Source organism: Acinetobacter sp. SW-226 (assembly GCF_055632855.1).
On the sequence record NZ_CM145752.1, the window covers coordinates 2335677 to 2348904 of the forward strand.

The 13228-nt window shown below is 41.2% G+C and carries 12 protein-coding genes; 5 read left to right on the plus strand and 7 right to left on the minus strand.

Translation table 11 applies throughout. The features are described 5' to 3' along the window. Nucleotides 1-34: 34 nt before the first annotated feature. Nucleotides 35-604 (minus strand): nicotinate-nicotinamide nucleotide adenylyltransferase, encoded by a 570-nt coding sequence (locus ACZ8ZH_RS11175; protein WP_119063647.1) that lies wholly within the window; start codon nucleotides 602-604, stop codon nucleotides 35-37. Between the two features lie 104 nt (nucleotides 605-708). Between ACZ8ZH_RS11175 and ACZ8ZH_RS11180 the strand changes: the two genes are divergently transcribed. Together ACZ8ZH_RS11180 and ACZ8ZH_RS11185 are read left to right on the plus strand one after the other, a co-directional pair. Then, complete coding sequence (locus ACZ8ZH_RS11180; RefSeq protein ID WP_086208273.1) at nucleotides 709-1509, plus strand: enoyl-CoA hydratase-related protein; 801 nt, start codon at nucleotides 709-711, stop codon at nucleotides 1507-1509. A 154-nt stretch (nucleotides 1510-1663) separates the two neighbouring features. Beyond that, nucleotides 1664-2368, plus strand: a complete 705-nt coding sequence (locus tag ACZ8ZH_RS11185) for a nitroreductase family protein (RefSeq protein WP_470247932.1) — start codon at nucleotides 1664-1666, stop codon at nucleotides 2366-2368. A 232-nt stretch (nucleotides 2369-2600) separates the two neighbouring features. On the opposite strand, the gene ACZ8ZH_RS11190 is transcribed toward ACZ8ZH_RS11185, so the two are convergent. From ACZ8ZH_RS11190 to purL, 5 genes are all read right to left on the minus strand, one after another. Beyond that, entirely contained in the window at nucleotides 2601-2915 is a 315-nt protein-coding gene (locus tag ACZ8ZH_RS11190) for a YqfO family protein (RefSeq protein ID WP_119063648.1), read from the minus strand. Continuing rightward, nucleotides 2851-3315, minus strand: a complete 465-nt coding sequence (locus tag ACZ8ZH_RS11195; protein WP_228199423.1) for a hypothetical protein — start codon at nucleotides 3313-3315, stop codon at nucleotides 2851-2853. Before ACZ8ZH_RS11195 ends, ACZ8ZH_RS11190 begins: the two co-directional genes overlap by 65 nt. A 55-nt stretch (nucleotides 3316-3370) precedes the next feature. Next, on the minus strand, nucleotides 3371-3610 hold the full coding sequence (locus ACZ8ZH_RS11200; protein WP_228199424.1) for a DnaJ-like cysteine-rich domain-containing protein: 240 nt from the start codon (nucleotides 3608-3610) through the stop codon (nucleotides 3371-3373). A 236-nt stretch (nucleotides 3611-3846) separates the two neighbouring features. After that, entirely contained in the window at nucleotides 3847-3975 is a 129-nt protein-coding gene (locus ACZ8ZH_RS11205) for a KGW motif small protein (protein WP_004693854.1), read from the minus strand. Between the two features lie 223 nt (nucleotides 3976-4198). After that, entirely contained in the window at nucleotides 4199-8035 is a 3837-nt protein-coding gene (gene purL / locus ACZ8ZH_RS11210; RefSeq protein WP_119063649.1) for a phosphoribosylformylglycinamidine synthase, read from the minus strand. A 436-nt stretch (nucleotides 8036-8471) separates the two neighbouring features. On the opposite strand from purL, the gene ACZ8ZH_RS11215 reads away from it, so the two are divergent. The 3 genes from ACZ8ZH_RS11215 (at nucleotide 8472) to ruvB (ending at nucleotide 11796) form a co-directional block, all read left to right on the plus strand. After that, entirely contained in the window at nucleotides 8472-9812 is a 1341-nt protein-coding gene (locus ACZ8ZH_RS11215; protein WP_086208278.1) for a deoxyguanosinetriphosphate triphosphohydrolase, read from the plus strand. A gap of 126 nt (nucleotides 9813-9938) precedes the next feature. After that, entirely contained in the window at nucleotides 9939-10541 is a 603-nt protein-coding gene (gene ruvA / locus ACZ8ZH_RS11220) for a Holliday junction branch migration protein RuvA (protein WP_004693861.1), read from the plus strand. A gap of 247 nt (nucleotides 10542-10788) precedes the next feature. Next, nucleotides 10789-11796 carry a Holliday junction branch migration DNA helicase RuvB gene (gene ruvB, locus ACZ8ZH_RS11225; RefSeq protein WP_110974580.1) on the plus strand — a complete coding sequence of 336 codons (1008 nt, stop codon included), beginning with the start codon at nucleotides 10789-10791 and terminating at the stop codon, nucleotides 11794-11796. A 172-nt stretch (nucleotides 11797-11968) separates the two neighbouring features. Here ruvB and ACZ8ZH_RS11230 read toward each other — a convergent pair whose 3' ends face one another. Continuing rightward, nucleotides 11969-12973 (minus strand): sensor domain-containing diguanylate cyclase, encoded by a 1005-nt coding sequence (locus ACZ8ZH_RS11230; protein ID WP_086208281.1) that lies wholly within the window; start codon nucleotides 12971-12973, stop codon nucleotides 11969-11971. Between the last annotated feature and the right edge of the window lie 255 nt (nucleotides 12974-13228).

Here is a 13228-nt window from a genome sequence, read left to right on the forward strand (position 1 = left end):
TCCTCGTCGAAATATTTTTATTCGACTGAGAACCTTAGTCTAAATTGGATGTGTCCTGAGTTAAAAATTTGTGTTGCAACTGTTTATAAATTTCACTTTGTTGGAATTTATGTAAAAAATCACTCGTCCCTAAAGGAAACGCTTGTTCTAAAATTTCCCCACGATAGTAAGCTTCACGAACAGGTGTAGCAGACATCGCATCTTGCAGGCTATCGAGTTCTACCATTTCCCACTCTGGAAAAAGCTGTAAATAATATGATGAATCGTCTTTAAAATGGCCAATGAGTCCAACTTTAGCATCAGGTGTGACTACATGATTCACTAATTTCTTTACCAGTTGCACCCATTTAACATCATTATAAACGTCAATTACATGTACAAAGTGAATCCGTTTTTGATGCGCTTCTGAAAAGTTAGATAAAATCATTTCTTCACGTTCAGCCGCTAAGAATGGATTTTTCGTATTTCGTTCATTTTGCGCAGAGCCTAAAGCCAAAATGACATTTTGACTTTGTTCCAAAGCAATCTTGATGGTTTGCATATGTGCCAAGTGAAATGGCTGGAAACGACCAATGAATACGAGATAATCAAATGTATATGGCATAAATCTTTTACTTTTTTATGAACTGGTCAGTTATGTCGATCATAAAATTATGCGACATAATGAACCCATAAAATTAAATCAGACTTTCAAGCAAGGATAGTACGATGACACTGAGCTGTATTCAACAACCTCATCAACATTTGAATGCAAAATTAGATAATGGTGTACTGACATTAGCCATTAATCGTCCTGAAGCAAAAAATGCATTGTATAGCGAACTTTATTTGTGGATTGCAAAAGCTTTAGATGAAGCAGATCAGGACAATAGCGTTCGTACCGTGATTCTACGTGGTGAAGATGCAGACTTTACCGCAGGCAACGACATGCAAGACTTTATGAAATCTGCGGCGCAAAAAGGCCAAGCACCTGCATCTGAAGGCCCTCCATTTATTTTACTCAAATCTGCAGCGAAGTTTTCTAAACCATTGATTGCTGCTGTACGTGGCGTGGCGATTGGTATTGGAGTAACGATCTTATTACATTGTGACTTGGTGTATAGCGACAACACTGCCCTATTCCAAATTCCATTTGTCAGCCTTGGCTTATCACCTGAAGGAGCTTCGAGCAAATTATTGGTTGAACAAGCGGGTTACCACAAAGCTGCGGAATTATTGCTGACTGCTCAGAAATTTGACAGTGCAACTGCAGTTGCTGCAAATATTGTGAACAGTATTGAAGATGATGTATATGCAGTAGCAGCTAAAAAAGCAGCACAATTGTCTGCTTTACCTTTAGCATCCTTGGTTAAGTCTAAAGGCCTGATGAAACATAATGTGAATGAAATTGTAGCTTGGATTGATCATGAAGCTGAAATTTTTATGGATCGCGTTGGTTCGCCTGAAATGATGGAAGCTGTAGCAGCATTTATGCAAAAACGTAAACCTGATTTTTCCCAGTTCAATTAAGGCTTTATAACTTGACTGAAAAAACCACTACGTTTATTAAAACGCAGTGGTTTTTTTACTTTTAGTCCCAACATATTTTAAAACCCAATCTGGAAATACTTCTTATGTCGAACACTACAGAAAAAAACGCTATTTTGAGCCCGCGCCACAAGACATTGATGTTGAGAATTTTAAAAAAGTCATTCAAAGTCGCCGTTCTGTTCGTAAATTTACGGATAAGACCATTCCAGCCGAAGTGCTTGATGACTGTTTAGATTTGGCACTACTTGCACCAAATTCATCCAACTTACAGCCTTGGACTTTTTATGTGGTTCAAAATCCAACGAAAAAGAAACTATTGGTTAAAGCTTGCCTAAATCAGCTTGCAGCAAAAACAGCGTCAGAACTGATCGTGTGTGTCGCACGTACTGACCGTAATGATGAAATGGCAAAACGTAACATTACAGAGTTCCCTTTCCCTGAAGCCCCTGCAAGTGTACTCAAATATTACAAGTTTATTCCTTATAACTATAAAACAGGTTACTTAAATGCGTTAGGTAACTTTAAGAAAGTTGCTTTCAAAATCGCACGTAGCTTAGACAAACAACTACCCGTAACCACATTTAACCAAGCAGATACAAAACTTTGGGCAAGTAAAACCACAGCTTTGGCTTGTGAAAACCTTGTCCTAGCTTTACGTGCCTATGGTTTTGATAGTTGTATGATGGAAGGTTTTGATGAGCCTTTGGTTCGCAAAATTTTGAATCTAAACGAGCAGCAATATCCTGTGATGGTGATTGGTGCAGGTGAGCGTGCGACCGATGGGGTGTTTTTCCCGCAGTATCGTTTTGATCGTGAGTTATTTATTCAGAAGGTTTAATATTAGTTTTCTCAATGGAATCTTTTCATTAAAGTTTTAATTTCAGGATTAACCTTCGGTTCGACCTACTTTTCTTTCGGGAAAAGTAGACAAAACCATTGTCATTCGCAAAACTCGTTCTATTCCGTCGTTTATCAATTTAGTCGCAGAAACTTTATCTAATAAATTAAGTCCTGCCTCAAACAGTTGCGAATGCCGTTAACGTGTATCAAATATATTTTTAGGTTCATCATTAAAGTACATCGACCATCTGAATAAACTCAAAAGCGGGTTCTTCATAGGGATGACTTAATTTTAAAGCCTTTGCCACAGCAGAAGCCTTTTCCTCTGGAACAATGGTTTCCACCCGCCACTCTGGAATTTTCTCCAAAGCATCCAACTCACCTATAAACGGATTTGCGCCTTTTACAGGTTTAAACTGGCCTGTACCTAGAACCTGCCAAGCACAGTGTTCATAGTTTCCTATGCCACCAGCCCCTGCTTCAAAAATGGCAAGTTTGGTGGATGCAAGGTGAGATTCGGGAACATAGTAGATGAGTTTGAGCATTAATATTGTCTAATTTATCGAGTCTAACTTTTATAGCATATAACTTTGAATATGCTTCAATAGCTTCTATTACATCTTTTTTTTCATCATAAAAATTTGGTTGAGGTTGTTTATTCAATATAATCTTCTCAATCATGTCATCTTTAAGCTTAATAGATAACATTTTAGGAGAGTTTAGTTCATCAAAATTATTATAAACTGTCTTATGGGACTGATGTATTAATTTTAATTTTCCATATTGAACAATTAATAAAACATGCAACACTTTTTCAATTTCATTTCTAAGTTTATCTACAACCCCAAATTTTTGAACTTGCTCATAGACATTAAGAAAAGTTTTTATTCTTGGGTCAACTCTGCTTAAAGTAGTTTGAGAATCTTGTAATATTTGAGGAATCATTAATCTAAATAATTCAGTCTTAGCTTCTTGTAATTCTTCAATCTTTTTTTCTGCCTCATTTTGTTAAATCTTTCAATTTAACACCATTTCCTGCAATCGAAAATTCCTGAATTTCCGCAGCAAAAGCGATAATCAATCCAATCACTGAAAAACCAAGTACTAAAGCTACAAATTCTGAACCAGTTATTTTATTTTCGAAAAAGATCAAAAGCCATAAACCACAGACTATTCCGACCAAACCAACAAGGATTCCAAAAATAGTATTAACTTTTGATTTACTCTTTTTATCTTTCAATTTTTATCTCATAAAGTTTTATAACTAACCCATGATATCAAAAGAAAAAAAATAATTAATAATATTTGATCACATAACTAGCGACATAGATGTCACGCGTCAGACTGTCAAACAAAACCGCTCCATCAGCCTGACCAAGTATTTCTATTCCCTTACAGAAATAGACTCTTTATGTTTCAAAAGTAATATCCTTCTATTAAAAAAACCGCCTCACGGCGGTTTCTTCATTCTCTAAATTACATCTGCAACGCATAACCCAAAATCAAAAAGATCAATTGCAAGCTCAAAATCACAGCAAACAACTTCCATCCTTTTTTACGCAACGCAGACTTATCGACTGCTTCGTATGTAACTGTTTTAATCATGTCATCACCTCATACATGAGTGTTGATACTGAAATTGTTTAGTAATCCATCTTTCTTCTATTTTGCATGATATTTGTGCATTTATTACACAATATCACTTTCACACAAATATAAAAGCAAAATCTAAACCAACATCAGCGGGAGAAATAAAAAATTAAAAAACAAAAAAGATGATTCAATAAAAAAGCCACCCGAAGGTGGCTTTTAAAACACTGACTTCAGATTAACCAATGAACTTACGTGCATTGCGGAACATACGTAACCATGCACCGTCTTCAGTCCACTCTTCAGGCTTCCAAGAATGCTGTACAGCACGGAAGTTACGTTCAGGGTGCGGCATCATAATCGTTGCACGACCATCTTTCGATGTGACACCTGAAATCGCTTCTGGTGAACCATTCGGGTTCATTGGATAGTGCTGAGTTGGATTCCCTTGACTATCAACATAACGCAAGATCACTTGATGACCTGCATTTAATGCAGCCAAGTTATCCGCGCTTGTCACCACACGACCTTCACCATGTGCCACAGCGATCGGTAGGATTGAACCTTCCATACCTTCTAACAATACAGAGTTCGATTTTTCAACACGAACGTTAACTGCACGTGCTTCAAACATCTCAGAAGTGTTGCGATGGAAACGCGGCCAAGCTTCAGCACCCGGAATCAGTGGAGCCAATTGCGACAACATTTGACAGCCGTTACAAATACCAAGAGAGAACGTTTCATCACGGTTGAAGAATTTTTCAAATTGGTCGCGAAGTTTCGGGTTGAACAAAACTGATTTCGCCCAGCCACCACCAGCACCCATGACATCACCGTAAGAGAAACCACCACATGCCACAAGACCTTCAAAGTCATCTAGGCTGATACGACCTGCAAGTAAGTCGCTCATGTGCACATCTACAGTGTTAAAACCAACTTTGTCGAATGCCGCAGCCATTTCAACATGACCATTTACGCCTTGTTCACGTAAGATCACCATGTTTGGACGACGTTCGTTGATATACGGTGCTTCAATTGGCTCATTCAAATCAAATGTAGGTTTTGCAATAATACCTGCATGTGATTTGTCCGTGATCAATGCAAATTCTTGATCCGCTGTTTCCACGTTATCACGTAGACGTTGAATCTGATGTGACACTTCAGTCCACGCCACTTGCAAGTCTGCACGTTCAAGCACTAATCCATTTACAGTCAACTGATCAGTATTGTTTACCTTACCAATCACCGCAATTGCATCACATAATATAGATGCCGAAACTTCGTCTGCAAGTGTTGCCCAATCAGATGCGCTGATTTGAAGCACTGCACCAATTTCTTCTGCAAATAGACTTGCAGTTGATTGATCTTCTAAAGCCACACCGAGACGTGCTGCAAACATCATTTCCGCAACAGTTGCAAGCAAACCACCATCACCGATGTCGTGGTAAGCCTTAATTAAGCCACGGTTGTTCCAATCTTGAACCAATGCAAAGAAAGCTTTGAACTCATCAAAACTATCCACATCAGGTGTCACTGAACCAATCGCTTTATAAACCTGAGCAAGGATCGAACCACCTAGACGGAACTGACCTTTAGAAAGATCAATACGAACCAGTACTGATTCTTCGTCTTTCAATTCAGGCGTTAAGGTTTTACGTACATCAGTTACAGGAGCAAAGGCTGTGATTACCCCTGACATCGGTGAAGTCACCGATTTGTCTTCGCCTTCATCATTCCAAGTAGTACGCATTGACAATGAGTCTTTACCCACTGGAATTGCAATACCGAGTGCAGGACACATTTCCATACCGATGGCTTTTACACCTTCGAATAAAGCTTGGTCTTCACCTTTTTGCCCAGCCGCCGCCATCCAGTTTGCAGACAATTTAATGTCACTGATCTGGTCGATTTTTGCAGACATAATATTTGAGATCGACTCTGCAACTGATAAACGCGCAGATGCCGCAGGATTTAACAACGCAACGGGGGGACGTTCGCCCATAGCCATTGCTTCACCTGTGTAACCTTGTAAGCTTGTTGTCGTCACTGCTGCATCTGCAACAGGAACCTGCCAACGGCCTACGAACTGATCACGTGCAACCATACCTGTAATTGAACGGTCACCAATGGTGATCAAAAATGATTTCGATGCAACCGTTGGGTTTTTAAGTACACGGTAAATCGCATCTTTCAAATCTGTAACTTTAGATGCATCAAAGTCATCGCCTTGACGTTCAATCGTTTCATACGAACGGCTCATACGAGGTGTGCCACCTAGCATGACTTGCATTGGCATATCCACGGCTTTATTGTCAAACAATGGATCGTTCACCGTCAATTGACGCGCTTCAGTTGCTTCACCTAAAACGGCAAACGGACAACGTTCACGCGCACATAATGATTCAAATAGTTCTAAAGAACTTGGACGAATCGCCAACACATAACGCTCTTGCGCTTCGTTTGACCAGATCTCCATTGGAGACATGCCCGGCTCAAGCGATGGAATCTTACGCAAATCAAGAATCGCGCCCAGTTCGTGGTCATTCACCAGTTCAGGCATTGCATTTGAAACACCACCTGCACCCACGTCATGCACAGACACGATTGGGTTGAAGTCTTCCATACGCCAGCATGCATCAATCACTTCTTGGCAACGACGTTCCATTTCAGGGTTTTCACGTTGTACAGAAGCGAAGTCTAGGTTTTCACCGAGTTTACCGCTGTCCACAGAAGATGCCGCACCGCCACCAAGGCCGATCAGCATTGCAGGGCCACCAAGAACAATCAGTAAATCGCCTGGTTGAATCGCATCTTTTTCCACGTGGTCTGGACGGATGTTACCGTAACCACCAGCAATCATAATTGGCTTATGGAAGCCTTTCACATCGCCATTCACGTTTTGCTCAAAAGTACGGAAGTAACCGTTTAACGCAGGACGACCAAACTCGTTGTTGAATGCAGCACCGCCCAAAGGCCCCTCAATCATGATTTGAAGTGGCGATGCCATACGAGATGGTTTACCGTAGTTTTCTTCCCAAGGCTGTTCAAAGCCCGGAATATTTAAGTTTGAAACCGTAAAGCCTGTTAAACCTGCTTTTGGTTTACCACCACGACCTGTTGCGCCTTCATCACGGATTTCACCGCCTGAACCGGTCGCAGCGCCCGCAAATGGCGCAATCGCTGTTGGGTGGTTATGCGTTTCCACTTTCATGAGGATGTGAGCGGCTTGGCTCTTATACTTATAAACGTGGTGACCAGTCGCTTCATCTTTCTTCGGATAGAAACGCTGAGTATCAAAACCAACAATCACTGAAGCATTGTCTTTATATGCTGACAATACATCTGTTGGTGATTCTTTATAGGTGTTTTTAATCATTTGGAACAATGACAATGGCTGTTTTTCACCATCAATTGTCCATTCAGAACCAAAGATTTTATGACGACAGTGCTCTGAGTTTGCCTGAGCAAACATCATCAGTTCGATATCGTGTGGATTACGACCGAGCTTGTTAAAAGCAGCAACTAAATAATCAATTTCTTCATCAGAGAGTGCAAAACCAAACTCAGAGTTCGCTTTTACTAAAGCATCTTTGCCCTGACCTAAAATGTCGATTGCATTTAAAGGCTTTGGAGCCGTTTCAGAGAACAATGCAGCAGCGTCTTCAATTTGATTGAACACACTTTCAGTCATACGGTCATGTAAAACTTGTTTTACTGCATCCGATACTTCAGAAATACCTTTTAAAGTAAACAAAACACCGCGTTCTAAGCGGTGTATCGGGGTATTACAGTTAGCAAAAATATCCGTTGCCTTTGATGACCACGGCGAGATTGTACCTACACGTGGCGTCACAAGGACTTGAACTTCATCACTTGTCGCTTCGCGAACTTGGAAGGTTGCGCCATCATTTAATAGCTGCAAAGCAGATTGCTGTTGTTGCTCGTCGAGCGCTTGGTCGAAAAGGTAAACCCATTGGCTTTCTATTGATTGAACAGAACTGATAGACGATAGACGTGTTAAAAGTTGTGTTTGCTTAAAAGAAGAGTGTGCAGGTGCACCGGCAACGATAAACATGCTGTTTTTGGCTCCACGGGCAGGTCTAGACAACCTACCTCAATGTGACTTGAAGAGAGCGCATATTCTACTGTGTATTGCCAAAATCAGCTAGTCGTCTACGACTTAAAAAAGTGAGATTTCTTTGTTTTAAAAGATCAATTTACTTTGACTTTAAAAATCAAACATGATTAGTAACAAATGTTTTAAGGGATAAATTTCAAAGATGCCCGACTTTTGGGCTTTTGTTGGGTTCTAAAAACCATTTTCAATTGATACTCAGGCTACAAATAAAGAAGTTGATAGCCTCCTTGAGAACAAACAAGACTGCTTTAAGATGTTCTATTGATGAAAACTTCATACTGCGTAAATTAAAAGACAACTTATGTCGCAGCCCTCTAGAGCTCGTCACACTTTTTTGGCATGATGAAGCCAATAACTCACTGAATAACGATAAATGATGCAAATGCGTTGGTTAGAACTGCTCTCAACAGTTCGTATTGGAAGTAAAAAACAAAACACAGAATTGGCACGCAGCCCATTTCACAAAGATTATGACCGAATTATTTTTTCCCAAAGTTTTCGCCAACTGAACCGAAAAACCCAAGTCCATCCACTAACTCAACACGATGGCATTCATACTCGTTTAACCCATTCACTCGAAGTCTCCTGCATTGGGCGCTCTCTCGGCATGCTCGCAGCGGAAAAAATCAAAGACGAACTACCAATGTGGATTTCCCCTGCCGATGTTGGAGCCATTATTCAAGCGGCTTGTTTAGCACATGATATTGGGAACCCACCGTTTGGTCATGCAGGTGAATATGCCATTCGTGAATGGTTTGATGATGCATCACACGGCAACTTTTTGGAGAAACTTTCCGCAGAGGAACAAGCTGATGTGCGTCAGTTTGAAGGCAATGCCCAAGGTCTGCGTCTACTGACTAAAATTGACTATCATCCTAATGATGGTGGCATGCGTCTAACCTATGCAACATTGGGAGCTTACTTAAAATATCCGTGGCTATCGAAAACCATCGAATCACAAGGCGATACCCCAGCCAGTAAACGTGCCAAATTTGGCTGCTATCAAGCAGAAAAAGAAATCCTGCAACAAATCGCAGAGCAACTCGGACTGATTCAACTGGGTGAATATCATTATTGTCGCCATCCACTGACTTATTTACTTGAAGCAGCAGATGATATTTGCTACGCCCTGATTGACCTTGAAGATGGCATCATTTTAAACATGTTGTCTTATGAAGAAGTTGAACCGATTTTTTTAAGCTTGCTTGGTGAATATAGTGCGCCAGTAGAACTCTCTATGCCAGATACCACGTGGCAGCAAAAAATTGCAGCGTTGCGCGGACGGGTGATGAAACGTCTGGTTGAAGAAGTCACATCCGCTTTTGCCAAGCATCATTTTGAAATTTTAAGTGGACAACTGGCTGGCAGTTTATTGCAATACTGTGCTGCTGATATTGAGTTAGGCATTAACCGTGCTAAGGATTTAGCCCGCGATAAAATATTTGAACACCCGCAAAAAGCTGGTTTGGAAATTATTGCTCATCAAAGTTTGCAAAATATTTTAGATGCCTTTATTCCGCTCACTACACCGCATAAAACCTTAAGTTTTAAAGAGCAGCGCTTAATGGCCATTTTATGTCGTTCTGGTGCACACTTTGGCAGTAACCATTATGAAAATATCATGCAGGTCTTAGATATTATTTCTAAGTTTTCAGACCACCAAGCCTATAACTTGTCTCAGGAATTACAAGGTAATAAAGCAGGATTGATTTAAACCTCTCATCAGCATCCAATTTGATGATAAAGCCATCAATCCGAACTCAATTTTCCGTGAGTCTTTTGCCTTTCTGCGCAATGCTCACTACTATGCAACCATTGATAAAAAAGTGAATCACACAACATGATCGGATGTCTTATTGGTGAAGTCTTCGCACTAGAAGCACCCACCGTACTTTTAAATGTAAATGGTGTCGGTTATGAAATTGATACACCACTGACGACCTTCTGCCAACTACAAAAAGGCCAGAAAATTACCTTATGGACACACCTTGCCGTGCGTGAGGACGCTCAACTACTTTATGGCTTCCTGCACCAACAAGAAAAAATCATTTTTCGCACGCTGTTAAAGGTCAACGGTGTCGGCCCTAAAATGGCTTTAGGCATTCTGTCCACACTCAGTGTCGATATGCTCATTCATACTGTCGAACATGAAGATATCAATACTCTGGTTAAAGTACCGGGCGTGGGTAAAAAAACCGCTGAACGTTTGATGATTGAGCTACGTGATCGCTTTAAAGCGATGTCTTCAGGCACAGCGCCAAGCAACTCAACCGTTGAACAAATCCAGTTCACAGGCAACTCTGCCGTTGCAGAAGCCGAAGCTGCATTGCAGTCTTTAGGGTACAAACCTCTAGAAGCACAGAAATTGGTCAATGCTGCAAAAGGTGATTTTACTGAGGCGAGCGACATCATCCGCGCCGCACTCAAATCCATGAATAAATAATTCAAATAGACACACCAATACACCTAAATTGGATACACGAAGGCGACATGGATGTCGCCATGTTGGATTGGGATATAAGGACATATCCTCAATCCAACACAAGATTTACTTGCGGACTTTTAAATATATTTAAAAGCCCTCATTTTGATCTTTCAAAAGTAAGGCAATGCCTACACAATGGTACCTAAACACAAATCATAATTTGAGGCTGTGCCTCGAAAGTTCAGCCAGAGATTGATTTAACTATATGCAAGACCGTCTCATCGGTGGTTCCGAAAAACCCGAAGATCATATCGACCGCGCAATCCGCCCGACCTCACTCGATGACTACATCGGTCAACCCGTGGTTCGTGAACAAATGGAAATCTTTATTGGTGCAGCCCGTGGTCGTGGTGAAGCCCTTGATCACACCTTAATTTTTGGTCCACCGGGACTGGGTAAAACTACACTGGCCAATATTATTGCCCGTGAAATGGGTGGAAACCTCAAGTCGACTTCGGGCCCTGTACTAGAACGTGCTGGGGATTTGGCAGCCATGCTGACCAACCTTGAAGAAGGTGATGTGCTATTTATTGATGAAATTCATCGTCTTTCCCCCGTGATTGAAGAAATTCTGTACCCTGCGATGGAAGACTACCAACTCGATATTATGATTGGTGAAGGTCCAGCGGCTCGTTCCATTAAACTCGACTTACCCCCTTTTACTTTAGTTGCTGCAACCACACGTGCAGGACTCCTCACCTCTCCTTTACGTGACCGTTTTGGTATTGTGCAACGCCTTGAGTTCTATTCAGTCACTGACTTGACGCATATTGTGACTCGTTCAGCCAATTTGATGGATGTACCGATTACGCGAGAAGGTTCAGCAGAAATTGCACGTCGTTCTCGTGGTACACCGCGTATCGCCAACCGTTTACTACGTCGAGTCCGTGACTATGCGCAAGTCAAAGGTACAGGTGAAGTCACACAAGATATGGCGCAACGTGCACTCGATATGCTCAATGTCGACAAAGACGGTTTAGATACTTTAGACCGTCGTTATTTGAGTATGTTACTTGAGCGTTTTGATGGTGGGCCTGCGGGCGTAGAAGCTTTAGCAGCAGCAATGGCTGAAGACTCAGGTACGCTTGAAGATGTGATTGAACCGTATTTGATCCAGCAAGGTTATGTGATGCGCACCGCTCGGGGGCGTATCGCCACCAATATGGCATATTTACAGTTTGGACTGACCCCGCCTGAACCCAAAGACAAATAAAAACATGATGTCATCTTAAAAAGAACAGCGAACTGAGCTGCTAGCTAAATAGGGCCACTACATTCGCTGTTCTGTATTTGACAGTAAGAGCTATACATCAAAGCTAAAAATTAGCATATTATCAAATACTTAACCAAGTATAAGCGCTTTTTAATTTACGATGAGAAGCAACTTATTGCATGTTTTTACGTTGCTTTTTTTGCAGGTACATTTGTTGATCCGCGAACTCAATTAAAGGATCAATTTCCAAAGCATCCTCGGGGTAGATTGCAAGTCCGACACTCGCCCCTATTTTTAAATCTAATTGTTCAAAGCGAAAAGGCAACCCACACGCTTCAGCAATTCGATTCATCGCTGATGTAGCTAAATCTCTATTCGCAACACTGCTGAGTATTACTGCAAACTCGTCACCGCCAAGGCGTGCAACTAAATCCTCTTGTCTTATATTGTTTTTGATGCGATGTGCAATTTCTTTTAACGCGACATCTCCCATACGGTGACCAAATTGATCATTGATCGTTTTTAATCCATCCATATCAATCATCAAAACACCAATATGCTTTCCGTGTTTCTTGGCCTGTAGCACGCCTTGTCTTAAATAATCTAAAAATAATGCACGATTGGATAAACCCGTCAGGTGGTCTTGAGTCGCAAGTTTATATAACTCCTGCGCACCAAACTTGGTGGCGTGGTACATTGCTGCGGCAATTAACTCTGACATCAAGCTCAAGAGTTGCAAATCACTTTCTTGAAATGCTTCTACATCTTCAGAATAAATTTTTAGCACGCCCACCGCTTCACCACAATGAGTTAACGGTACTACAGCCATTGACCTCAGCCCGACTCGTCGGCATGCTTCACGATCCACACGCGAATCATTTTCACTATCGGTACAATACAAAGTCGTGTTTTGTTCTACACATAAGCCAGACAAACTATTGAGCTTATGAAGCCGTAGCCCAAGTAAGTGGGCTGCTCCACCAGATACAGCGCGATACACCATATCGCCATTTTCATCAAGCTCGACTACAGCACCTTTTGCATTGGTGATTTGCTGTGCTTGTTCAGCAACCAATGTCATGACTGCGTTGAGATCCAAACCAAGTTTTGCGATAGACGTTTGCGTCTGAATCACGGACATAAGTTGCGATGGTGTAGGTTGGTTGGCGTTGCTCATAACATCTATAAACACTTACATTTTTGGATTATTTAAAAAAATTATACAATTTGCATCGCATAAACTGAATCTTTTCAAGCGATAAGCGATCAAATACAGATGACACTACCACGTGATAATCACTGTCTTCATGTGATAATCATGATAAATCTTCAGCAATAGACCCCATACCCTTGGTATGTTGCACCAATATAAGCAGCCAAGACAACTGCTTCTTTATACACAGCGGTAAAGACATATATGTGCATACAGCCG

What these genes read in the sequence shown, in the direction of transcription:
- ruvA (WP_004693861.1), top strand. Translation starts at nt 9,939, where the DNA reads ATGATCGGATGTCTTATTGGTGAAGTCTTCGCACTAGAAGCACCCACC.
- purL (WP_119063649.1), bottom strand. Translation starts at nt 8,035, where the DNA reads ATGTTTATCGTTGCCGGTGCACCTGCACACTCTTCTTTTAAGCAAACA.
- ACZ8ZH_RS11195 (WP_228199423.1), bottom strand. Translation starts at nt 3,315, where the DNA reads ATGATTCCTCAAATATTACAAGATTCTCAAACTACTTTAAGCAGAGTT.
- ACZ8ZH_RS11205 (WP_004693854.1), bottom strand. Translation starts at nt 3,975, where the DNA reads ATGATTAAAACAGTTACATACGAAGCAGTCGATAAGTCTGCGTTGCGT.
- ACZ8ZH_RS11180 (WP_086208273.1), top strand. Translation starts at nt 709, where the DNA reads ATGACACTGAGCTGTATTCAACAACCTCATCAACATTTGAATGCAAAA.
- ACZ8ZH_RS11215 (WP_086208278.1), top strand. Translation starts at nt 8,472, where the DNA reads ATGATGCAAATGCGTTGGTTAGAACTGCTCTCAACAGTTCGTATTGGA.
- ACZ8ZH_RS11190 (WP_119063648.1), bottom strand. Translation starts at nt 2,915, where the DNA reads ATGCTCAAACTCATCTACTATGTTCCCGAATCTCACCTTGCATCCACC.
- ACZ8ZH_RS11230 (WP_086208281.1), bottom strand. Translation starts at nt 12,973, where the DNA reads ATGAGCAACGCCAACCAACCTACACCATCGCAACTTATGTCCGTGATT.
- ACZ8ZH_RS11175 (WP_119063647.1), bottom strand. Translation starts at nt 604, where the DNA reads ATGCCATATACATTTGATTATCTCGTATTCATTGGTCGTTTCCAGCCA.
- ruvB (WP_110974580.1), top strand. Translation starts at nt 10,789, where the DNA reads ATGCAAGACCGTCTCATCGGTGGTTCCGAAAAACCCGAAGATCATATC.